We start from the raw sequence: 22,421 nt of genomic DNA, 5'->3' as shown, positions 1-22,421 counted from the left end.
ACCTCCGCGGAGTGCCCGGTTGCCGCATGAGCCTCTTGTTCCGGCCAGGCATTGCGGCCTGGAACGCATCCCCACCAAGACAGGAGCCCCCATGAAACTCGGAAGCCTCAAGGAAGGCGGTCGCGACGGCACCCTCGTCGTCGTCTCGCGCGACCTTTCGCGCGCGGTGCAGGCCACCGGCATCGCGCCGACGATGCAGCGCGCGCTGGAGGACTGGTCGAACGTCGCCCCGCGGCTCAACGCCCTGTTCGAGGCGCTCGAGGACGGCAGCGCCGACGGCGCGTTCGACCTGGACGTCGCGCGCCTGGCCGCGCCGCTGCCGCGCGCCTACGAGTTCGTGGATGGCAGCGCCTACCTGCCGCACGTCGAGCGCGTGCGCAGGGCGCGTGGCGCCGAAGTGCCCGAAAGCTTCTACACCGATCCGCTGATGTACCAGGCCACCAGCGCCGGCTTCTACGGCCCGCGCGACCCGGTGCGCGTGCCGAGCGAGGCGCACGGGATCGACCTGGAGGCGGAGATCGTCGTGGTAACCGACGACGTGCCGATGGGCGCCGATCCGGCGACCGCCGCGGGCCACATCCAGCTGGTGGGCCTGGTCAACGACGTGTCGCTGCGCAACCTGATCCCGGGCGAACTCGCCAAGGGCTTCGGCTTCCTGCAGTCCAAGCCACGTTCCGCGCTCAGCCCGGTGTTCGTGACCCCGGACGAACTCGGCGAAGCCTGGCGCGACAACAAGGTGCACCTGCCGCTGGTGACGCACGTCAACGGCGAATGGTTCGGCGCGCCGGAAGCGGGCGTGGACATGCAGTTCGACTTCTCGCAGCTGGTCGCGCACGCGGCGAAGACGCGCCCGCTGTCGGCGGGGACGATCGTCGGTTCGGGCACCATCGCCAACCAGGACACGTCCAGGGGCGCCTCCTGCTTCGCCGAGCGCCGCACCGTCGAGGCCCTGGAGCACGGCGAGGCGCGCACGCCCTTCATGTCCTTCGGCGACCGCGTCCGCATCGAGATGCTCGACGGCGAGGGCCGCAGCATCTTCGGGGCGATCGAACAGGTGGTCGAGCGGCCGCCCGCGGACTGAGCGGGCGTCCGGTGGCGACCGGCGGTCTTTGCCCGGTCGCCGGTCCGGGCTAAGGTGGCCGCCGGGCCGCGCGACGCGCGCCCGCGTCGGCCGCAAGGGGAGCGGAGCTTGAACGACCGGATACGCCTGTATTCCTACTGGCGCTCGAGTGCCGCGTACCGCGTGCGCATCGGCCTGAACCTCAAGCAGCTGCGTTACGAGACCGTGCCGGTGCACCTGCTGCAGGACGGCGGCCAGCAGCACCTGCCGGAGTTCCGCGAGGCGAATCCGCAGGGCCTCGTGCCGGTGCTCCAGCACGGCAACCGGACGATGCGCCAGTCGCTCGCGATCCTCGAGTACCTCGATGAGACGTGGCCCGCACCGATGCTGCTGCCGGCCATCGCGCGCGACCGCCAGCGCGTGCGGGCGCTCGCCCAGCTGATCGCCTGCGACGTGCATCCGCTCAACAACCTGCGCGTGCTGCAGTTCTTCGACCGCCAGTGGAACGTGCCCCAGGCCGAGCGCGACGACTGGGTGAGGCACTGGATCGTCGAGGGGTTCCGCGCCTACGAGGCGCTGGTCGACGACAACCCGGCCACCGGCGCCTTCAGCGAAGGCGAGACGCCCACGCTGGCCGACGTGTGCCTGATCCCGCAGATGTACAACGCACGCCGCTTCGGCGTGGACCTGGACGCGTTCCCCGCGCTGCAACGGATCGAGGCGGCGTGCCTGGCGCTGCCCGCCTTCCGCGACGCCGCGCCCGAACGCCAGCTGGACGCCCCCCCGGCCTGACGGTGCCGGGCGGGCCGGGCATGCCGGCCCTTGGAGGACGGCCTATCGCGCGCCGTCGCTCTCGAACACGTCCGCGTAGGGATCGTGCTCGCCGGAGGCACCCTCGGACAGCCGGAACTTCAGCGCGAGGCCATCGCGCGAGTCGGCGGCGCGCAGCGCCTCCTCCTTCTCGATCTTGCCTTCCTTGGTCAGGCGGAACAGGCACTGGTCGAAGCTCTCCATCCCTTCTTCCAGCGATTCCTCCATCGCCTGCTTGATCTCGTGGATCTGCCCGCGGCGCAGCAGGTCGCGGATCATCGGGGTGTTGATCAGGACCTCGGCCGCGGGCATGCGCCGGCCGTCCTTGCCGACCACCAGGCGCTGCGACACGATCGCGCGCAGGTTCAGCGCCACGTTCATCAGCACGTTCTTGTGCGCGCCCTCTGGGAAGAAGTTGAGGATGCGCTCGATCGTCTGGTCGGCGTTGTTGGAGTGCAGCGTGGCCAGGCAGATGTGGCCGGTCTCGGCGAAGGCGATCGCCGCCTCCATGGTGGTCGCGTCCAGGATCTCGCCGATCAGGATGACGTCCGGCGCCTCGCGCATCGCGTTCTTGAGCGCGTTGTGGAAGGCGTGGGTGTCCAGGCCGACCTCGCGCTGGTTGACGATCGACTTCTTGTGCCTGTGCAGGTACTCGATCGGGTCCTCGATGGTGAGGATGTGGCCCGACGTGGTGCTGTTGCGGTGGTCGATCATCGAGGCGAGGGTGGTCGACTTGCCCGAGCCGGTCGAGCCGACGATCAGCACCAGGCCGCGCGGCGCCATGATGATGTCCTTGAGGACCTGCGGCAGCTGCAGCTCCTCGATGGTCGGGATCACGCTGCGGATCGCGCGGATCACCATGGCGACCTCGCCGCGCTGCTTGAACACGTTCACGCGGAAGCGCCCGGAGTCCTGCAGGGCGACCGCCATGTTCATCTCCAGGTCCCGCTCGAACTGGGGCACCTGGCCCTCGTCCATCAGCGAGTAGGCGATCTTCTTGACCATCCCGGCCGGCAGGCCGGTGTTCCCGAGCGCGTGGAGCTTGCCCTCCACCTTGATGTACACCGGCGCGCCGGTGGTGAGGAACATGTCCGAGGCGTTCTTCTCCGTCATCAGCTTGAGGAAGTAGCCGATGTCCATGCGCGCTCCTGAATCGGTTCGGGCGGCGCATTTGCAAGCGCGCCGCGGGTGTCCCCACAATTGGCCGCGCGTCGCCCCCTCCGCCACGGCTCCCCATATGAACGCAAGCTTCGCACAATTCCGGAAACCGCTGCAGGCGCTGTTCGCAGCTTCCGCGATGGCCGTCGCGCTTGGCGGATGCGCGACCCTGCCGCCGCCCACCACGGAACTTGCCGCCGCCGCGCAGGCGGTGGAGCGCGCCGCGGCCGCCGATGCCGACCAGCACGCGCAGGCGGAGCTGGACACCGCCCGCGACGCGCATGCCCGCGCGCAGGCCGCCATGGCCGCCGGCGACGACGACGCGGCCCGCAAGCTGGCGCTCGCCGCGGCGGCGGTCGCCGACCTGGCGCACGCCCGCAGCGAGGCCGCGCGCGCCGAGGCGGAACGCGCGCGCGATGCCGCCGAGGTGTCGGCGCTGCAGGAACAGCTGCGCGTGGATGCCTCCGGTTCGGCCGCGATCCAGCTCGGCCCGATGCCCCCGTCGGCCGACGCGGAGACTGAGGGTGGCCTCGTCCTGCGGCTGTCCGCGCTGGATGCGGATCCGCGCCTGCAGGGCCTGGCGGCGTACGAACGCCTGCGCGCGCGGCAGGCGCTGGACGCGTTGTCGATGGCCCGCAACCGCGACAAGCCCGACGCGCTGTTCATCGCGCGCAAGCGCGTGGAGGCAGCCGAGATCACCGCGCGCACCGAGCTGCTGCACCGGGAGGTCGCGCGCCTGGAACGCGAGCGCAGCGCGCTGCTGGTGGAGGCCAGCCGGCAGGAGGCGGAGCGTGCACGGATGGAGGCCGAGCGCCTGCGCATCCAGGCGCAGGTGGCCGCCGAGGAGGCCGCGCGCCTGCGTGCCGCGGCCGAAATGGAAACCGCGGCGCGGCTCGAGACCGAGGGCGTGCTGGAGGACGTCGCGAGCGAGCAGGCCAGGCGCCTGCGCGAGGCCCGCGCGCGCGCCGCTGAACTGGAGCGGCAGGAGGCCGAGCTGCTCAGGCAGGCCGAGGCGCTCGACGGCGACGAGTGATCATTTCCTATTTGTAATCAATGGCTTGAGATCGACCTGCGACGCCCACAAGGGCGTCGTCTGCGCCCGGGACCGTGACCGCTGCACGGCCCTTGCCGACCCCATGGGAGGGGAGTAGGGTCGGATACCCGGGCGGTCTCCCCGCCGCCTGGCCGAGTCGGGTCGATGAGCAACGTCGTCAATTCCCGGGAGCCCGCCGCTGGTCTCCAGGCCGGCGATGGCGGCCGGGATGCCACGAGCGAGCGTCGCGTCCCGGCCATACCGAACCAGACAATCCGACGCCCCGTGCCCGACCGGCCGGGGCGTCTGCCTTCGTGCGTGCCCGTGGCGCGTGCGGGGGCGGGATTCCCCCCAGGGCGCGGCGTGTCGCCGCCCCATCCCCAGTGAAGGAGGCATCCATGTTCGAAGGGCAACCGCAGGCGGAACTCGACGCGCTGATGAAGTCCAACGACGAGTTCCGGCAGCTCTACCAGCACCACCAGCGCCTGGACAAGAAGGTCCTCGACGCCGAGCTCGGGGTGCTCCCCGTCGACGACACGTCGCTGTCGCAGATGAAGCGCGAGAAGCTCGCGGCCAAGGACCGGCTCACCCGCCTGTACGACCAGTTGCACCACTGACCCGCGCCGCCCGCGCCATCGCGCGGGACTGGCGCGACGCCCGGAGCGCGGGCGGCGACGGCCCTTCCTCGTCGGGCCGTCGTCGCCCGCCATCCCCCGGATGCGTGGCCCCGGCCGGCAGGCCGCGGCGCCCTCGGCCTGACTTCCCGGGGGCGAGCGCCGATAATCGCCGCTTCGCCGCGCGCCGGCGCACGCCAGGTCCCGAATGTCCGTCCACGATTCCGTCCTCGAGCTGATCGGCGAAACGCCGATCGTCCGCGCCCGCCACATCGACGCCGGCCCGTGCCGGCTCTACCTCAAGCTCGAGAGCCAGAACCCCGGCGGGTCGGTCAAGGACCGGATCGGCGTGAGCATGATCGAGGCCGCCGAGCGCCGTGGCGACCTCAAGCCCGGCGCCACCCTGGTCGAGGGCACCGCGGGCAACACCGGCATCGGCCTGGCGCTGGTCGCCCGGCAGAAGGGCTACAAGCTGGTGCTCGTGGTCCCGGACAAGATGAGCCGGGAGAAGATCTTCAACCTCAAGGCGATGGGCGCGCAGGTCGTGCTCACCCGCTCGGACGTGGCCAAGGGCCACCCGGACTACTACCAGGACCTCGCCAGGCGCATCGCCGACGAGACGCCGGGCGCCTACTTCGTCAACCAGTTCGGCAACCCGGACAACCCGGCCGCGCACGAGTTCGGCACGGGGCCGGAGATCCTGCGCCAGATGGAAGGCGAGGGCGGGCTGGACGCGATCGTGTTCGGCTGCGGCAGCTCCGGGACGATGACCGGCCTGTCGCGCTGCTTCGCGGAACACTCGCCGAAGACCGAACTGGTGCTGGCCGACCCGGTGGGCTCGATCCTGGCCGAGTACATCAACGAGGGCACGCTGTCGGACAAGTCCGCCAGCTGGATGGTGGAGGGCATCGGCGAGGACTTCCTGCCGACGATCTCCGACTTCTCGCGGGTGAAGAAGGCCTACGCCATCCCGGACAGGGAAAGCTTCCTGACCGCGCGGATGCTGCTTGAGAAGGAAGGGATCCTCGGCGGCTCGTCGACCGGCACCCTGCTGGCGGCCGCGCTGAGGTACTGCCGCGAACAGGCGGAGCCGAAGAACGTGCTGGTGTTCGTCTGCGACACGGGCAACAAGTACCTGTCGAAGATGTACAACGACTACTGGATGCTGGACAACGGCTTCCTCGAGCGCGAGACGCACGGCGACCTGCGCGACCTGATCCTGCGCCCCTACACGCACCGCGACACCGTGGTCGTGGGCCCGAACGACCTGCTGGTCACCGCCTGGCAGCGGATGAAGCTGTACGAGATCTCGCAGCTGCCCGTCATGGACGGGGACCGCATCGTTGGCATCCTCGACGAGTCGGACATGCTGCTGCACGTGTACGGCGACGAGGACCGCTTCCGCGACCCGGTGTCCACGGCGATGGTGTCCAAGCTCGACATCCTCGACGTGAGATCGCCCGTGCAGGCGCTGCTGCCCGTGTTCGACCGCGGGCACGTGGCGATCGTGATGGACGGCGACACGTTCCTCGGCCTGATCACGCGGATCGACCTGTTGAACTGGCTGCGGCGGCGGGTGCAGTAGCCCGGCGCGCCGGGTTCCTGAACGGTGCGCGGGCGGCCGGCCGGGCCGCCCCGATGCTAGAATTCCCGCCCTTTGCAGCACGACCGGAGCGACCGGCATGAGCGGACACGACCAGGGCGCCCGGGCCGGCGCGGGCCGCCGGGGGCTTGGCACCCTGGCGATCCACGGCGGCCAGTCGCCCGACCCCAGCACCGGCGCCGTGATGGTGCCGATCTACGCGACCTCGACCTACGCCCAGTCCAGCCCGGGCGAGCACCAGGGTTTCGAGTATTCGCGCAGCCACAACCCGACCCGCTTCGCCTACGAGCGTTGCGTGGCCGAACTCGAGGGCGGCACCCGAGGGTTCGCCTTCGCGTCGGGCATGGCGGCCACGGCGACGATCCTCGAGCTGCTCGACAGCGGCGACCACGTGGTCGCGATGGACGACCTGTACGGCGGCAGCTTCCGGCTGTTCGAGCGCGTCCGCCGCCGCAGCGCCGCGCTGGACTTCAGCTTCGTCGACCTGACCGACCCGGCCGCCCTCGAGGCCGCGATCACCCCGAAGACGCGCATGGTGTGGGTCGAGACCCCGACCAACCCGATGCTGAAGGTGGTCGACCTGGCGGCGATCTCCGCGATCGCCAGGAAGCACAAGCTGGTCATGGTGGTCGACAACACCTTCGCCTCGCCGATCCTGCAGCGACCGATCGAGCACGGCGCCGACATCGTCATGCATTCGGCGACCAAGTACCTCAACGGCCACTCGGACATCGTCGGCGGCATGGCGGTGGTCGGCGACGACGCCGACCTGGCCGACCGGATGGCGTTCCTGCAGAACGCCGTCGGTGGCGTGCAGGGGCCGTTCGACAGCTTCCTGGCGTTGCGTGGCCTGAAGACGCTGCACCTGCGTATGCGCGCGCACTGCGAGAACGCGCAGGCGCTGGCGGAGTGGCTGCAGGCGCACCCGGCGGTGGAGAAGGTCGTCTACCCCGGCCTCGCATCGCATCCGCACCACGCACTGGCCGCCCGCCAGATGGACGGCTTCGGCGGCATGGTCTCGATCGTGCTCAAGGGCGGCTACGAGGCCGCGAAGCGGTTCTGCGAGCGGACCGAACTGTTCGCGCTGGCCGAGTCGCTCGGCGGCGTGGAGAGCCTGGTCAACCATCCGGCGGTGATGACGCACGCGAGCGTGCCGGCCGAACGGCGCGAGGCGCTGGGGATCTCGGACAGCCTCGTGCGGTTGAGCGTGGGGGTGGAGGCGCTGGAGGACCTGCGGGCGGACCTGGACGCGGCACTCGCGGGAACCGCCGTTCGATGAGCAAAGCCTTCCGATCGGTCGCGCACAGCAGTCTCGCGGTCGATTTCGCCGCCAGCCTCAAGCGGCCGGACTTCTGGGCGTTCTCGTCCTGGCTGGACCTGGTCACCAAGTACCGGCGATCCGCGCTCGGACTGGTGTGGGTGATGCTGCCCCCGGTCTGCTACGTGTTCGGGATCGGTTACTTCTATTCGTTGCTGTTCGGCGTCGAGTCGCTGCCGTTCATGGTCCACCTCGGGATCGGGTACCTGCTCTGGCGCACCATCACCCAGGTGATCACGGGGGCGTCGACGACGATGGCGACCCACCGGGCGTTCATCCTCGACGGCCGGATCCGCTACACGGACTACGTCCTGCGGATCATCGCGAAGTCGGCCTTCTATTTCGTGGTGACCGCGCTGGTGGTGGTCCCGCTGGTGGCGGTCTCCGGCGCAAGCGTCGCGGGCGCGTTGACCCTCTTCCTGACGCTCCCGCTGTTCGTGGTGAACATCGCATGGCTCGGCGTCGTTTTCGCCGTCCTCGGTGCCAGGCTGCCGGACCTCCACGAGTTCTCGGCCACCATCTTCATCTTCGGGTTCCTCCTCACGCCCATCGTGTGGCGTGCGGACCTGATGCCGCCCGACACGTGGCGCGGCTTCGTCGCCCGGCTCAACCCGGCGTTCCACCTGATCGAACTCGTCCGGGCGCCGTTGCTTGGCGAAACCATCGAACGGCCGACCTACTGGGTGGTGGCCGGCCTGACCGTGGGCGGCGTGCTCCTGGCCGCGGCGGTCTACCGCCGGTACGCGCGCTTCATCGCCGTGTGGATCTGAGCATGGTCGGCATCTCCGCGAGCAACGTGACACTGACGCTGCCTGTGTACCGGCAGCGCTCGGAGCTGTCCGCCGGATGGATGGGCACGATCGCCAAGGCCGCCCTCCGCCGCCCCCAGCGCGAATACGCGACGATCATCCACGAGGCGTCGTTCGACTTCAGGGACGGTGATCGCGTTGCCCTCGTCGGGCTCAACGGATCGGGGAAGTCGACGCTGCTGCACCTGTTGACGGGGGCGTATCGACCGACCAGTGGCGTCCTGGAGGTCAGCGGAAGCCGCCAGGCGTTGATGAACATCTCGCTGGGCTTCAACGCCGACGCGACGATCCTGGAAAACATCTACCTCCGGGCAACGGCGATGGGCATGCCGGTTCGCGAGATCCAGCCGCACGTCGGCTCGATCCTCGAGTTCGCGGGCATCGCGGAGAAGGCGGTGGACCGCCTGAGGACGCTGTCGGCAGGCCAGCGGATGCGCCTCGGCTTCGCGATCTCCACCGCGCTGCAGCACGACATCATGCTGCTGGACGAGTGGATCGGCACCGGCGACGCCGAATTCCTGCGCAAGGCGCGCAATCGCCTGCAGGATCGCGTCGAAGGCAGCCGGATCCTGGTGGTCGCGTCGCACAACTTCAAGCTCGTCCGGCGCCTGTGCAACCGCGCGCTGCTGATGGAGGGCGGCCGCGTCGTCGCCGACGCGGATCCTTCCTCGGTCATCCGGGCGTACCGCGCACGCATCGAGGCGCGGCGCAGCGAGGCGGAGGCGGCGGGTGGCGTCACCGCTTGAACATCCTGGTCGCCGCCTATGAGTTCCCGCCCGCGCGCTCGCCGCAGGCGATGCGCTGGGCGTCGTTGTCCGCGGAACTGGTTCGACTCGGTCATTCCGTCACCGTCCTGACCACGATCACGCGTGGGGGGGTCGGCGGCGGGGACGGCCTCCCCTCCGCGTCCGACGAGGGCGGCCTCCGCATCGTCCGCACGGAACCGTTCCGTGCCCTGCGCGTCCTCGGCCTGTTGCGACGCCTGGCGGGGAGGTCGCCCGCATCCGGGGCGCCGGTGGAGATCCCGAGGCGCTTCGAGGGCCTGAACTGGCGCGGGCGCATCATCGCCACGCTGGGGCGACTGCTGGAGTGGCGTGCGTTTCCCGACCTCCGGGCGCGGTGGAACGAAACCGCGGGCCCCGCGCTGGCGCGGCTGATCCGGGAACAGCGGCCGGACGTGGTGGTGACGTCCCACGAACCCGCGAGCGTCCTCCTGCTGGGCCGCGTCGCCGTGCGCGCGGGGGTGCCCTGGGTGGCCGACCTGGGTGATCCCGTGGACGCGGACTACCTGCCCCGCCGTTGGCGCGCCCGGGCGCGGCGGCTCGAGCGCCAGGTCTGCGACGAGGCCGCCCTGGTCACGGTGACCACCCGGGCGTACGGCGCCACGCTCGAAGCCCGGCACGGGCTGGAGGCCCACCGGCTCCGGCTCCTGCGACAGGGATTCAGGCGGGACGCGGATGCGACGCGGGAAACGGAGGGCTTCGACCCGCGCGTCCTGGAACTCGTCTACACCGGTCAGCTCTACGGGTTCCGCCCGACAGGCGCCCTGTTCGACGCCCTGGCGTCGCTGGACGGCATCCGGCTGACCCTGATTTCGCCCCAATCCCCCGGGTTGCGATCGCTGGCGGACACCCTCGGGGGCCGGCTGCGACTGATGGCGCCGGTCGCGCAACCGGAGGCCGTCCGCTGGCAGCGCGGGGCCGACATCCTGCTCAATGTCGGCAATACAATGCCCGCCCAGGTGCCGGGCAAGCTGTTCGAATACTTCGGATCGCAGCGGCCGGTGCTCCACCTCTCCGCCTGCGACCCGGACGAGTCGGCATCGCTCGTGGCCGAGCGGCGACGGGGCTGGGTCGTCCCGAACGACCCGGCCCGGATCAGGGAGACCCTGCTGGAGCTGCAGGCGCGCTGGCGCGACGGTCGGCTGCACGACGGGATCGACCTGTCGATGGACGCCGTCGACGACCTGTCCTGGCAGGCGCTCGGCGAGGGGTTGGCGCGCTCGCTGGAACAGGCAATCGAACATGGAACGAGGCAAACGCACGCATGACGCACGACACCATTGAAATCCGCACGCTGGGCATCGTCGGCCTCGGCTACATCGGGCTGCCCACGGCGGCGATGTTCGCGGCATCCGGCCTGGACGTGCTGGGCGTGGACATCGATCCCACGGTGCGGGACGCGGTGAACGCCGGCAGCGCGCACATCGAGGAAGGCGACCTCGACGACCTGGTGGCCTCCGTGGTCGGCCAGGGGCGCCTGCGCGCGGTGGCCGCCCCCGAGCCCTGCGACGCCTTCATCATCGCCGTCCCGACGCCAGTGGACCACCGGACGCATGCGCCGGACATCAGCTACGTCGAGGCGGCCGCGCGCGGGATCGCACCGGTGATCGCGGCCGGGAACCTGGTGATCCTCGAGTCGACCTCGCCCGTGGGCACGACCGAACGCGTCCGCGAGATCCTGCGCGCGGCGCGCCCCGACCTGGACTTCGGCGGCGACGGGCGCGGCGGGGACGTCCACCTCGCCTATTGCCCGGAGCGGATCATCCCGGGACGCATGCTGGAGGAACTCGCCAGCAATGACCGGATCATCGGCGGCATGTCCCCGGAAGCGAGCGCCGCGGCCACGGCGCTCTACAAGCGGTTCGTGCAGGGGGCCTGCATCGAGAGCGATGCCCGGACGGCCGAGATGGTGAAACTCACGGAGAACGCCTTCCGCGACACCAACATCGCGTTCGCCAACGAGCTGTCGATGATCTGCGACACGCTGTCCATCGATGCGTGGGAAGTCATCCGCCTCGCGAACCGCCATCCGCGCGTGTCGATCCTCTCGCCGGGCGCGGGCGTCGGCGGGCACTGCATCGCGGTCGATCCGTGGTTCATCGTGTCCAGCGCGCCGGAGCAGGCGCGGATGATCCGGACCGCGCGCGAAGTGAACACCGCCAAGACGGCGTCCGTCGTCGACAAGCTCGACGGGTTGCTCCGCGCGGACGCGGACGCGGTGCTTGCCTGCTTCGGCCTGAGCTACAAGGCGGACGTCGACGACTTCCGCGAGAGCCCGGCCCTCGAGATCGCGAAGGAACTGACGCGACGGCATCCGGGGCGCGTCCTCGCGGTCGATCCGTTCGCCGAGGCCCTCGGCCGCCAGGACGGGGACGCGGCCCGGATGCTCGAGATCGTCGGGCCCGAGGACGCGCAGGCCCGGGCGGGCATCGTGGCGATCCTCGTCCCCCATGCCCGCTTCCGCGCCCTGGCGCTGGGCGACGACCAGCGCGTGGTCGATGTGGTCGGAATCCGGCGTTGACAGGACCCAGGGAGCGCGACGCATGGTGATGACGCAGTTCACGCCGGGTGACCTCGAGGCGATCGCGGACTTCCTGCGCCTGGAGCTGGACAAGCTCGCGCGGCAGGTCCGCGGCCACCAGGCGGCCATCCACGGCGGGCGCAAGCTGCAGCGGACGACGCTGGCGAGGATCGACGCGCTCCGGGGCGAGGTCGAGGAACTCGGCGTGCGTCTGCGCCAGCTTGGCGCGCCGGTGCCGTCCGCGAAGGAGGACCTCGTATCGCTCGCGCATCGACTGGTCGACGAGCTCGTCGCGCTCGAGCAGCGTTCCCGCGCCGAGCGCGTCTCGGCGGTCGCCCGGTTCACGCTCGACCTCGAGCGGGCGCGGGAGGCGAGGGATGCCGCGGCGCTCGCCCGCGACCAGGCGGTCGAACTGCTCGACGCGACGCGTGGTCGCCTCGACGCCAGCGAGGCACGCAACGCGGAGACTTCCGCGCGGAGCCGGGGCGCCGTCGAGGAGCTCAAGGAGCTCCACCGCCGCATCGCGCTGGGCGAGCGCATGTTCGGCACGCCGCAGGCCCACGTGGACGTGGCGCGGATGGAGCAGGAGGCCATCGAGGGCGTGGTCCGCTCGCTGCCGTTCCAGATCGGTTACCTGCTGACCCGCGTCGCACGCGTGCCCTGGCGCGTCGACGCGCATGTCCGCGCGGCGTACCGCCTCGCGCGCGAGGCCGCGGGCCGGTTGCGCGCGCGACGCCGCGGCGTCGCGCGTGCACCGCGGGACGTCCTGGACGCCCCGCTGCCCCATGCATGGCGGTCCGCGCTGGAGAGCGCGCGAGAGCGCGCGGGGCAGGGCGCGAGGGACATCGCCATGTCGGTGGGCGCGGTCGCGCCCCGGACGCCGGCGATGCGCCAGTCCGGCCCGGCCACGATCCGCGACGCACGCATCGCGGTGATCGCCGACGACTTCACGCGCGCCGACCTGCAGGCCCATTGCAGGATGCTGCCGCTGTCGCCCGGTCGCTGGCGCGCGGAACTCCAGGACTTCAAGCCGCACCTGCTGCTGGTCGAATCGGCCTGGCAGGGCAATGGCGGACGCTGGACGGGCCAGGTCGAGCAGGCCAGCCCGGAACTGCGCGCCCTGCTTGCCCATTGCGCGTCGCAGGGCATCCCGACGGTCTTCTGGAACAAGGAGGATCCGGTCCATTTCGACCACTTCCTGGCCACGGCGGCCCTGTTCGACCACGTCGCCACCACCGACCTCGACCGCATCCAGGACTATCGGGACGCACTGAAGCACGACCGGGTGTTCCTCCTGCCGTTCGGCGTCGATCCGCTGCGGCGCAACCCGATCGAGGCGGACGCGCGGCGCAACGCCTGCAGTTTCGCGGGGTCCTGGTACGCGCAGTACCCGAGGCGCAACGCGTCGCTGCAGACGCTCTGCAGCGTCGTCTCCGAATTCGTCCCCCTGGACATCTACGACCGCAACGACGCGACGGGCGCGGCATTCCCGCCGGAACTGCGCGAGCATGTCGCGGGAACGCTCCCGTTCGGTGCCATCGACGTGGCCTACAAGGGCTATCGCTACGGCATCACGGTCAACACGGCGCCCGACTCGCAGACCATGGTCGCGCGGCGGCTCTTCGACCTGCTGGCATCCGGGACGCTCGTGGTGAGCAATTACGCCCGGGCCGTCCGCCTGCTGTTCGGCGACCTGGTGATCTGCGGCGACGACCCGGCCGCGCTGCGGGCACAGTGGGAGCGACTGCACGCGGGCAATGGCGCCGAGTCGACCCGGGTGGCGGCCCTGCGCAAGGTGCTGGGCGAGCACACCGTCAGCCATCGCCTCGGCACGCTGCTCGGGAACGTGCTTGGTCGCCCGTACCGGGTCGAGCCACCCATGGTGTGCGTGGTCGCGGCCATCCGCTCGGAGAAGGAACACGACGCCGTGCTGGCGGCCTTCGACCGGCAGCGCCATCCGCGCAAGGCATTGCACCTCGTCCTGTTCGACGGATACCGCCCACGGCTCCGCGCCCGCCGGGACGACGTGGTGGTCCACTCGCGCCGGCAGGCCGAAGCCCTCGCGCTGTTCGAGGCGCTGCCGGCGAAGCTGGTCGCGGGGTTCAGTCCACGCGACTACTACGGCCCGGACTACCTGGTGGACCTGTCGAACGGCCTGCTCTACGCCGGCCACGCGTGCGTCGGCAAGGACGCGCACGCAACGCTGGAGGCGGGTGAGCCCGCGCGGGTGGACGGGCGACGCTTCGGAAGCGTGCCGGAGCTCCGCCTGCGCCGCGCGCTTGCGCCGCTCCGTGCGCTCCACCATCCGTCCCTCGCGGCGCTCGCGATGGACATCGGCGAGGGACGCATCTCCGGCACGCCGTGCGTCGCACTGGACGCGTTCGGCTACTGCGAGGGTGGCGCGGAGATCGCGCCGACGTCCGTGGACGCGGTGCTTCCCGCGGACCACGGCGTGTCGCTCGCTTCCATCGAGGCCGCCCTGGACGGGGCGCGGACCCTCGCCGCCGAAGCGCCGCAGGCCATGGGCGACGGCACCTTGCCCGGCCTCGAGCAGCAGTTCCCCAGGGCGACCCACGCGCACGGGAACGTCCACGTCCGGCACGGGACCGGCGTGTCCATCCTGTCGACGCTGCCGGACGGTGAGTGGTGCTACGTGTATGGCGCCGAGCCGCTGCGCGTCTCCGCCATCGCGCCCCGTGGGAAGCTCCGCTTCCAGCTCAGCGGCCGCGGAAAGGTCTCCGCCAAGCTTGCCGTCATCCTGCTCGACGACGCCGGCGAGCGGATGGGCTCGGTCCCGGCGGCATTCAACGCGCCCCAGCGGATCGACGTCCCGGCCGGATGCACCGCGATCCGCCTCGCGATCCGCGTCTCCGGACCGGGGCGACTGGATCTGTCGCGCCTCACCATCGGCCGTGGAAAGGTCCGCGATCCGGGGCGCGTGGTCGTCGAACGCGCGCCACGCCTGTTACTCGCGAAGGGCTATCCCAGCCGCAGTCGCCTCTACCACTACAGCTTCATCCACCGGCGAGTGAAGGCGTACCGCGCGAGCGGGCTCGAGCATGCGGTGTTCCGCTGGAACCCGGGGCAGCTGGCCTTCGACGAATTCCAGGGCGTCGACGTGATCGCCGGCGGGGGCGCGCACCTGGCCGCGCTCGTCCGCGACGGTGCGTTCGAGTCGATCGACGTCCATCCCCTCTACCCGGAAATGTGGGCGCAGCTGGAGGACGTCGTCGGGCGCGTCAGGATCAACATCTGGGTGCACGGCGCGGAGATCCAGCCGTGGTACCGACGCGCGTTCAACTATCCGCCCGGCCCGGCCCGCGACCGCGCCGTGCGCGCGACGGCCAACCGGCTCGGGATGTGGCGACGGATCTTCGCGATGCGCCATCCCAACCTCCATTTCGTCTTCGTCTCCGACTACCTGGCGCGCCAGGCGATGGCCGACGTCGGCGTGGACCTCGCGGGATGGCAGTACTCGGTGATCCACAACTTCATCGATCCGGACGTCTTCGACCACGTGGAGAAGGGTGCCGAGCAGCGCAAGCGGATCCTTTCGATCCGGCCCTACAACTCGCCCATCTACGCCAACGACCTGGCGGTGCGCGCGGTGCTCGACCTGGCGGAAGAGCCGTTCTTCAAGGACCTGGCGTTCCTGTTCGTGGGCGACGGGGAACTGTTCGAGGAAACCCTCGCGCCGTTGCGCGGGTTCGAAAACGTCGAGATCCGGCAGGGCTTCCTGACCCAGCAGGAAATCGCGGAACTGCACAAGTCGTTCGGCGTCTTCCTCGTGCCCACGCGGATGGACAGCCAGGGCGTTTCGCGCGACGAGGCCATGGCCTCCGGTCTGGTGCCGGTGACGAACGCCGTGGCGGCCATCCCGGAATTCGTCGACGACCGCGTCGGCGTGGTGGCGCCGCCCGAAGACTGGCGTGCCCTCGCGGACGGCATCCGCAGGATGTACCACGAGCCCGAGACCTTCCTGTCCCGTTCGCGCGCCGCCGCCGCGCGGGTGCGCCAGCAGTCGGGCTACGAGGCGACCATCGCCCGGGAGATCGCCCTGATCGCCCGGGGCGAGGCAACGCCGGGCCATGCCGCGCCGGCCGCGTCGCGCGACGGCGACCTTCGGTTCGCCGTCTACGGCGACCTGAACCTGAACATCACCGACGGCTCGGCGGTCTGGGCCGCATCGCTCGTCCAGGTGCTGGCCGGGATCCCGGGCGCGCACGTCACCCTGTTCCTGAAGGCCCCGGTCACGGCGCTGCACATCATCGAGCCGCTGCTCTCCCTCGGGAACGTGAGGCTGGTGGAGCCCGACACGGCGGAGGCGCCGGTCCTCTCGGTGCGAGACGCGCTGGAGTCGATCGCGGAGCACGACCGTGCGGACCCCTTCGACGCGATCGTCCTCCGGGGTTTCGACCTGTGCTCCGCCGCGTCGGAGCAGGCGGCGTTCGAGGGGCGCCTGTGGGTCTACATCACCGACCTGCCGCAAACGCGCGATGCGCTCGACGACGTGTCGCGGGCGCGCATCGAAGGCATCATCGCCCGTGCCGGGCGGGTGCTTTGCCAGACGCCGCAGTTCGAGGCGCACCTGCTGTCCTGCTTCCCGACGGCCTCGGGGCGCACCGCGCTGCTGCCCCCGATGATCCCGCCGCCTTCCGCCACGCCGCCGGCCCGGCGGGGCGGCGCGCCCAGGCTCGTGTACGCCGGCAAGTTCGCGCCGCTGTGGGGCATCCGGGAAATGTTCGCGACCTTCCGCGCGTTGCGGGAAACGGTCCCCGCCCTGGAGCTCCACGTGTTCGGCGACAAGATCCACCAGGTCCAGGACGATCCCGGCTTCCGCCCGGAGATCGCAGGGCTGCTCGAGTCCACGCCGGGCGTGGTCTGGCACCGGCAGGTCAGCCGCGAACAGCTGTACGCGGAACTCCCCGGGTACGACGTGGGGTGGGCCTGGCGGCACGAGGCGCTGGAGGCGAACACGCATGAACTCTCGACGAAGGTGCTCGAATACGCCGCGTGCGGCCTGCCCACGGTCGTGTATCCCAACGAGGTGAACATCGGCGTGCTGGGACCCGACTATCCGCTGTACGCACGCAACGAGGACGAAGCGCGGGACGCGATCGCCCGCTTGCTCGCGGATCCCGACCGGCTGTCCGACCTGCGCGGCTTCCTGGTCGGAGTCGCGCGCCGCTTCACGTTCCAGTCGGTCGCGGACGCGTACGTCGAGCCCCTCGCGCGCGAGCTCCCGCAGCCCGGCCGCAAGGCCGGAGGAACCCTCCGGGCATGAACCTGTCCATCCTGCTCGGCGCGATCGCAGCGCTCCTGCTGCTCGCCCTCCTCAAGGTCGCGGCCTCGGCGCGCAGCCGGCTGCTCGTGCCTGCCCTGGTGGCGGGGGGCGTGGTCGCGGTCGTGGCGATCGGCATGGCGTCCGACGTCGCGGGCTACCATCCCAACAGCCGCGCGCTGCGCCTGGCCAGGCACGTGGAAACCGCCCTGGTCTCGGCGGCGGGGGATCCCGCCGTCGAGCGGGTGATCCTGGTGGAGGGCAGCAGCTACACGGCGCGGGGGCTGGATGGCGCGATGCTGGAGCGCCTGCTGACCAACGGCACCGGCAGTCGCACCCGCGTCATCCAGATGAGCCTGGACGGCGCGAACCATTTCGAACGGACCTGGTTGCTCGGGATCGCGCTCGGACGGCTTTCCGCGCACGACCGCGAGGCGCTGCGCGGCAAGCACCTCACGCTGCTGCTGGAGATCCAGCGCGGCTACGACCTGGCGCCGATGAACGGATTCGTGCGCAATCTCCGCACCTGGCGCACCTACGCGTACATGACGCCGGCGAATGCGGTGGACGGACTTCGCGCGGTCGACTCGCTCGGTGGCCTGGCGCCCGAGCGGGTGACCGAACTGCTGGCGCCTTCGCTCGAGCACGCCGCCGTCAACGCCCTCGGAATCGGCATGGCGCGCCGGGGCACGAGGATGGCCGCGCTCGCGCCCGTCCCGGGTTACCAGCCCCTGCGCCGCAGCAAGCGCGGGTACTCCCACGGGGACGGCATGGCGGAAGTGGTCGCCCGGGCGCGGCAGATGCTGGAGGTCCGGCCCGTCGCGACGGTCGACCCCCGATGGGTCCGCGACATCCGGGTCCCCGCATACACGGCGATGCTGGGCGACCTGCTGGATGGCACGGCGTTCTTCGCGATCCCGAGCACCGAGGTCGAGGATCTCGAGCACGTCGGCGCGTTCTGCGCCCGCGTCCGCGACGTGCCCTGCCTCGAGTACCGGGACCCCGCACTGCTGAAGCGGCTGATGCGCCGGGCCGACTGGAACGACGCCCGCCACATGCGCGTGGGCGGCGCGGAAAAGTTCACACGCTGGTTCGCGCGCCGATACGTGCGCGACGTGATCGGGGAGCAGGGCAAGTGATCTTCACCTCGGGCATCTTCCTGGTGTTCTTCGTCGTCGTGTACGGCGTGTACTGGCTGCTGTTGCGCGGGCAGCGCACGCGCGTGGCCTGGCTCCTGCTCGCCAGCCAGGTCTTCTACGGCTGGTGGGACTGGCGTTTCCTCGGCTTGATGTGGATCGCCATCCTCACGAGCCATTTCGCGGGCCTGGCGATCGAGCGGGGCCGGCGCCCGCGCGCCGCGATGGCCGGGGCGATCATCGTGATGCTCGGCATCCTCGCGACGTTCAAGTACTTCAATTTCTTCGTCGACAGCATGTCGGAACTGCTGCGCTCACTGGGGCTGTCGGCGTCGCCGCACGTGCTGCAGATCATCCTTCCGGTCGGCATCAGCTTCTACACGTTCCAGGCGATCAGCTACGTGGTGGACGTCTGGCGCCGCGACATCCGGGCCGAACGCCACGTCGTCGACACGGCGACGTACATCTCGTTCTTTCCCCAGCTCGTCGCGGGCCCGATCGTCCGCGCGGCGGATTTCCTGCCCCAGCTGCGGGAAGAGAAGCGGTTCGACAACGTCGATTTCCTGGTCGGCGCCAAGCTGTTCCTGGTCGGCTTCATCTACAAGGCGATCTTCTCCGACAACATCTCGCCGTTCGTCGACGAGGTCTACGCCGACATCGCCCGGTTCGACAACCATTCGCTGGCGATGGCCACGCTCGGCTTCTACGCGCAGATCTACTTCGACTTCGCCGGCTACTCGATCATGGCCATCGGCATCGCGCGGATGTTCGGGTACCGGTTGATGCGCAACTTCGACTACCCCTACCTGTCGACGAGCATCACCGAGTTCTGGCGGCGCTGGCACATCTCCCTGTCCAGCTGGCTGCGGGACTACCTGTACATCCCGCTGGGCGGCAACCGCGGCGGCGAAGCGAAGCGGAACCGCAACCTGATGGTCACGATGCTGCTCGGGGGCCTCTGGCACGGGGCCAGCTGGAACTTCGTGGCGTGGGGCGGCCTGCACGGGACCGCGCTCGCGGTGCACAAGGAGTTCGGCAAGGCCAGGCGCCGGTGGCTGCCCGCGGGGCTGTTCCCGCCCGTGCTCGCCGTGGCGCTCGCTTGGCTGGCCACGCAGTTCTTCGTGTACCTCACGTGGATTCCGTTCCGGGCGCCGGATTTCGGCGCGAGCTGGGAGATCCTGCGCGGCGTGTTCCAGGCGAGGGACGACGCCGGCCTCACGCGCGCCGCGATTCCCTACGCCCTGCTGATCGCGCCGATCTTCGTGGACACCTTCGTCGTGGGCTTCGCGGCGGGTCGCCGGGTCGCCGCGCGACTGCCGGCATGGAGCCATCCCGTCGCAGCGTTCGCGCTGGGCGCGATCCTCGCCGTCCTGCTGTTCATGATGCCGCTCGAAGTGAACAGCTTCATCTACTTCCAGTTCTAGCGCCCGTCCCGGGCGCGCACCCCTAAACCCGAAGGCACCAGGAGTCGCCGATGTCCCCCACGCGTTCCATTGCAATCCTCATCGCCGGCCTCGCGTTGGCGGCATGCGATCCGGCGCGCGAGCCCGCGCCCGCCGCCGGCGCGCCCGCCGCCGCCGCCGATGCCGGCGTCGACGCCGCCGTGGACGCCGCCGTGCCCGACGCGCAGGCGTTCATGGCAGGCCTCGCGCTCGATTTCCCGCACGAGGTCACCAGCCACCGCCAGGTCGCCCAGAAGGGCGGCGGCAACGCGGACGTGTTCGCGATCGACTACACCGAGGGCAGCGTGCGCACGATCGACCGCCAACTGGCGGCGGCCCTGCGCGCGGCGGGCTTCGAGCGCGGCGACCGGACCGTGGTCCCGGGCGGCGTGCGCGTCGGTTACGTGGCGGACGATGGCCGCCGCGTCTCCACCATGATCCGCAACAAGAAGTACTTCGGGGACCGGATCGCGTCGACGTCGGCCGGCCAGATCAGCCTGAGCTACGTGCTCCGCTGACGGTCGCGGGGCATTCCTGCCCGCCGGCACGGCGGGCAGGAAGGGCGCGACTCAGTAGGTCGAGATGTCGCGCTCGTACCCGAAGGCGTCGAAATCCGCCGCGAAACGCTCGGCCACCCGGGCAGCCAGTTCCGGCGTGTAGAACTCCCGCAGCTTCCCGCCGGCGTTGGTGGCCCGGGGCGACTTGTTGACGTCCTTGTTGGCCATCTCGGGCCGGAGCTCGCCCCAGATCCGGCTGCTCACGATCGCCATGTCCTGCCACAGGCGTTCGAACTTGCCGATGAAGTCGAACTCCACCTCGCCGTGGAGGATGTCGTCGGCCTGCACGCGCCAGTGGGAGTTCTGGGCGTTCGATGACTGCTCGCAGATCGCCTCGATGAAGGCCTCGAAGCTCACGTCGTCGATCTGGCCGCCCTTGCGCTTGATGAACGCGTTGAGCTGCCGCCGGGGCTTGCTGGACGCCGTGAGGATGCGGTCCAGGTAGCACGACAGCAGGCGGGAATACGGATTGCGCACGAAGGCGAAGCGGAAGTAGTTGCCGCTGTTGAGCACGTCGCGCAGCAGCTCGATCGGCAACTGGTAGGGCGACAGCAGCGGGGAACTCCGCTTGTCGTAGAGCGTGACGGTCTTCTTGCCGACCGGCGCGTACTCGATCTCGAAGAGGCTGTTCTTGATCGAACTGTTCGCCACCTTGTCGACCGCGAAGTAGACGTAGCGGTGCCTGAGCGAAATGTTCGTGTTGTTCTCGAAATCGACGAGCTTCTTCCTGCCCTTGATCGAGGCGGGGTCGTACAGGGCCATTGGCGTGTCCACGGAACGTAGCCCGCGAGTATATTGGCGCGCGGGTCGGCGGACCAGAAGGCCAAGAGGCGTTCCCGGGCGGAGGGCGGACCCGTCCACCCGCTTGCTAGACTCCGCGGTCCCTGAAGACACCCCACGGGAGTTGGCGCGTGAAGACCTCGGGCGGAAAAGTGGCGGCCGACGCCGCGTCGGCGCTGGCGGACGTCGTCCGCGACGGCCAGACCCTCGCGGTCGGCGGGTTCGGGCTCTGCGGCATCCCCGAGGCGCTGATCCTGGCATTGCGGGACTCCGGCGCACGTGACCTGACGGTCATCTCCAACAACGCCGGCGTGGACGGCTTCGGCCTCGGGTTGCTGCTGGAAACCAGGCAGATCCGGAAGATGGTGTCGTCGTACGTGGGCGAGAACAAGGAATTCGAGCGGCAGTTCCTCGCCGGCGAACTCGAGCTGGAGTTCAACCCCCAGGGCACGCTCGCCGAACGGCTGAGGGCCGGCGGTGCGGGAATCCCCGCCTTCTACACCGCCACCGGCTACGGCACCGTGGTGGCCGAGGGCAAGGAGACGCGGTCGTTCGGCGGATCGCACTACGTGCTCGAGACCGCGCTGGTGGCCGACGTCGCGCTCGTCAAGGCATGGAAGGCCGACAGGGTCGGCAACCTCGTGTTCCGCAAGACCGCGCGGAACTTCAATCCCGCCTGCGCGATGGCCGGCCGGGTCTGCATCGCCGAAGTGGAGGAACTGGTGGACGTCGGCGGCATCGACCCCGACCATGTCCATCTCCCGGGCATCTACGTCGACCGGATCGTCGTGAACCCGACCCCGGAGAAGCGCATCGAGCAGCGCACCGTGCGCAAGGAGGCCGCGTGATGGGCTGGGATCGCGAGGCCATGGCCAGGCGCGCCGCGCAGGAACTGCGCGACGGTGCCTACGTGAACCTGGGGATCGGGCTGCCGACGCTCGTCGCCAACCACATCCCCGACGGGATGGACGTCTGGCTGCAGTCGGAGAACGGCCTGCTCGGCATCGGGCCGTTCCCCCGGGAAGGGGAGGTCGACGCCGACCTCATCAACGCGGGCAAGCAGACGGTCACCGCGCGCGAGGGCGCCAGCTACTTCGGCAGCCACGATTCGTTCGCCATGATCCGCGGCGGGCACATCGACCTGGCGATCCTCGGCGCGATGCAGGTGACGGACCGGGGCGACCTCGCGAACTGGATGGTGCCCGGCAAGATGGTGAAGGGCATGGGCGGCGCGATGGACCTGGTGGCCGGCGTCCAGCGCGTGGTGGTGCTGATGGAGCACGTGGCCAAGGACGGGAGCCACAAGATCCTCGGGGAATGCACGCTGCCGCTCACGGGCGTGGGCGTGGTCGACCGCATCATCACCGACCTGGGCGTGCTCGATGTCGATGACGGGGGCTTGCGGCTGGTCGAACTGGCCCCCGGCGTCGATCCCGCGGCGCTGCGCGCCGCAACGGGCTGCCCGGTCCGGGACTGAGGCGCCGTTCGTCGTCGTCGCGGCGCCGTCCAACGGTGGG

At 70.3% G+C, this 22,421-nt stretch carries 18 protein-coding genes; 16 read left to right on the top strand and 2 right to left on the bottom strand.

All coding sequences use genetic code 11. The annotated features are described in order from the left end of the window. Positions 1-91 precede the first annotated feature (91 nt). A complete protein-coding gene (locus tag ACYU7H_RS09375) occupies positions 92-1,081 on the top strand; it encodes a fumarylacetoacetate hydrolase family protein (RefSeq protein WP_460814191.1) in 990 nt (329 codons plus the stop codon). 108 nt (positions 1,082-1,189) lie between these two features. Next, positions 1,190-1,852: a maleylacetoacetate isomerase gene (maiA, locus tag ACYU7H_RS09370; RefSeq protein ID WP_460814189.1), complete on the top strand. Its 663-nt coding sequence runs from the start codon at positions 1,190-1,192 to the stop codon at positions 1,850-1,852. Positions 1,853-1,894: 42 nt separating this feature from the next. On the opposite strand, the gene ACYU7H_RS09365 is transcribed toward maiA, so the two are convergent. After that, the gene (locus ACYU7H_RS09365; RefSeq protein WP_460814187.1) at positions 1,895-3,010 is read right to left on the bottom strand and encodes a PilT/PilU family type 4a pilus ATPase; all 1,116 of its coding nucleotides are present in this window, start codon (positions 3,008-3,010) and stop codon (positions 1,895-1,897) included. 97 nt (positions 3,011-3,107) lie between these two features. Here ACYU7H_RS09365 and ACYU7H_RS09360 point away from each other — a divergent pair, with 97 nt between their 5' ends. From ACYU7H_RS09360 to ACYU7H_RS09305, 12 genes are all read left to right on the top strand, one after another. After that, on the top strand, positions 3,108-4,061 hold the full coding sequence (locus ACYU7H_RS09360; protein WP_460814185.1) for a DUF4398 domain-containing protein: 954 nt from the start codon (positions 3,108-3,110) through the stop codon (positions 4,059-4,061). 398 nt (positions 4,062-4,459) lie between these two features. Further along, complete coding sequence (locus tag ACYU7H_RS09355; protein ID WP_460814183.1) at positions 4,460-4,678, top strand: YdcH family protein; 219 nt, start codon at positions 4,460-4,462, stop codon at positions 4,676-4,678. A gap of 205 nt (positions 4,679-4,883) precedes the next feature. Next, positions 4,884-6,260, top strand: a complete 1,377-nt coding sequence (locus tag ACYU7H_RS09350) for a pyridoxal-phosphate dependent enzyme (RefSeq protein WP_460814181.1) — start codon at positions 4,884-4,886, stop codon at positions 6,258-6,260. A 97-nt stretch (positions 6,261-6,357) separates the two neighbouring features. Then, positions 6,358-7,557: a cystathionine gamma-synthase gene (locus tag ACYU7H_RS09345; RefSeq protein ID WP_460814179.1), complete on the top strand. Its 1,200-nt coding sequence runs from the start codon at positions 6,358-6,360 to the stop codon at positions 7,555-7,557. Continuing rightward, the gene (locus ACYU7H_RS09340) at positions 7,554-8,366 is read left to right on the top strand and encodes an ABC transporter permease (RefSeq protein ID WP_460814177.1); all 813 of its coding nucleotides are present in this window, start codon (positions 7,554-7,556) and stop codon (positions 8,364-8,366) included. Before ACYU7H_RS09345 ends, ACYU7H_RS09340 begins: the two co-directional genes overlap by 4 nt. A 2-nt stretch (positions 8,367-8,368) precedes the next feature. Further along, entirely contained in the window at positions 8,369-9,151 is a 783-nt protein-coding gene (locus ACYU7H_RS09335) for an ABC transporter ATP-binding protein (RefSeq protein ID WP_460814175.1), read from the top strand. Further along, positions 9,148-10,455 (top strand): glycosyltransferase, encoded by a 1,308-nt coding sequence (locus ACYU7H_RS09330; RefSeq protein WP_460814173.1) that lies wholly within the window; start codon positions 9,148-9,150, stop codon positions 10,453-10,455. Before ACYU7H_RS09335 ends, ACYU7H_RS09330 begins: the two co-directional genes overlap by 4 nt. Beyond that, the gene (gene wecC, locus ACYU7H_RS09325) at positions 10,377-11,708 is read left to right on the top strand and encodes a UDP-N-acetyl-D-mannosamine dehydrogenase (RefSeq protein ID WP_460815025.1); all 1,332 of its coding nucleotides are present in this window, start codon (positions 10,377-10,379) and stop codon (positions 11,706-11,708) included. Before ACYU7H_RS09330 ends, wecC begins: the two co-directional genes overlap by 79 nt. A gap of 22 nt (positions 11,709-11,730) precedes the next feature. Continuing rightward, on the top strand, positions 11,731-16,992 hold the full coding sequence (locus ACYU7H_RS09320) for a glycosyltransferase (protein WP_460814172.1): 5,262 nt from the start codon (positions 11,731-11,733) through the stop codon (positions 16,990-16,992). Then, positions 16,989-18,128: a hypothetical protein gene (locus tag ACYU7H_RS09315; protein ID WP_460814170.1), complete on the top strand. Its 1,140-nt coding sequence runs from the start codon at positions 16,989-16,991 to the stop codon at positions 18,126-18,128. The genes ACYU7H_RS09320 and ACYU7H_RS09315 overlap by 4 nt, the downstream gene beginning before the upstream one ends. Next, positions 18,125-19,549, top strand: coding sequence for an MBOAT family O-acyltransferase (locus ACYU7H_RS09310; protein ID WP_460814168.1), 1,425 nt, complete (start codon positions 18,125-18,127; stop codon positions 19,547-19,549). Before ACYU7H_RS09315 ends, ACYU7H_RS09310 begins: the two co-directional genes overlap by 4 nt. 50 nt (positions 19,550-19,599) lie before the next feature. Then, positions 19,600-20,085 carry a hypothetical protein gene (locus tag ACYU7H_RS09305; protein WP_460814167.1) on the top strand — a complete coding sequence of 162 codons (486 nt, stop codon included), beginning with the start codon at positions 19,600-19,602 and terminating at the stop codon, positions 20,083-20,085. A 51-nt stretch (positions 20,086-20,136) separates the two neighbouring features. On the opposite strand, the gene ACYU7H_RS09300 is transcribed toward ACYU7H_RS09305, so the two are convergent. Then, the gene (locus tag ACYU7H_RS09300; RefSeq protein ID WP_460814165.1) at positions 20,137-20,886 is read right to left on the bottom strand and encodes a sulfotransferase family 2 domain-containing protein; all 750 of its coding nucleotides are present in this window, start codon (positions 20,884-20,886) and stop codon (positions 20,137-20,139) included. A 149-nt stretch (positions 20,887-21,035) separates the two neighbouring features. Here ACYU7H_RS09300 and ACYU7H_RS09295 point away from each other — a divergent pair, with 149 nt between their 5' ends. Together ACYU7H_RS09295 and ACYU7H_RS09290 are read left to right on the top strand one after the other, a co-directional pair. Then, positions 21,036-21,752, top strand: coding sequence for a CoA transferase subunit A (locus tag ACYU7H_RS09295; protein WP_460814163.1), 717 nt, complete (start codon positions 21,036-21,038; stop codon positions 21,750-21,752). Continuing rightward, on the top strand, positions 21,752-22,381 hold the full coding sequence (locus ACYU7H_RS09290) for a CoA transferase subunit B (RefSeq protein WP_460814161.1): 630 nt from the start codon (positions 21,752-21,754) through the stop codon (positions 22,379-22,381). The genes ACYU7H_RS09295 and ACYU7H_RS09290 overlap by 1 nt, the downstream gene beginning before the upstream one ends. Positions 22,382-22,421 lie beyond the last annotated feature (40 nt).

The sequence above is a fragment of the Luteimonas pelagia genome (assembly GCF_054776035.1).
Note: the sequence above shows the minus strand (reverse complement) of the source record. Positions and strands in the feature narration are given on the sequence as shown.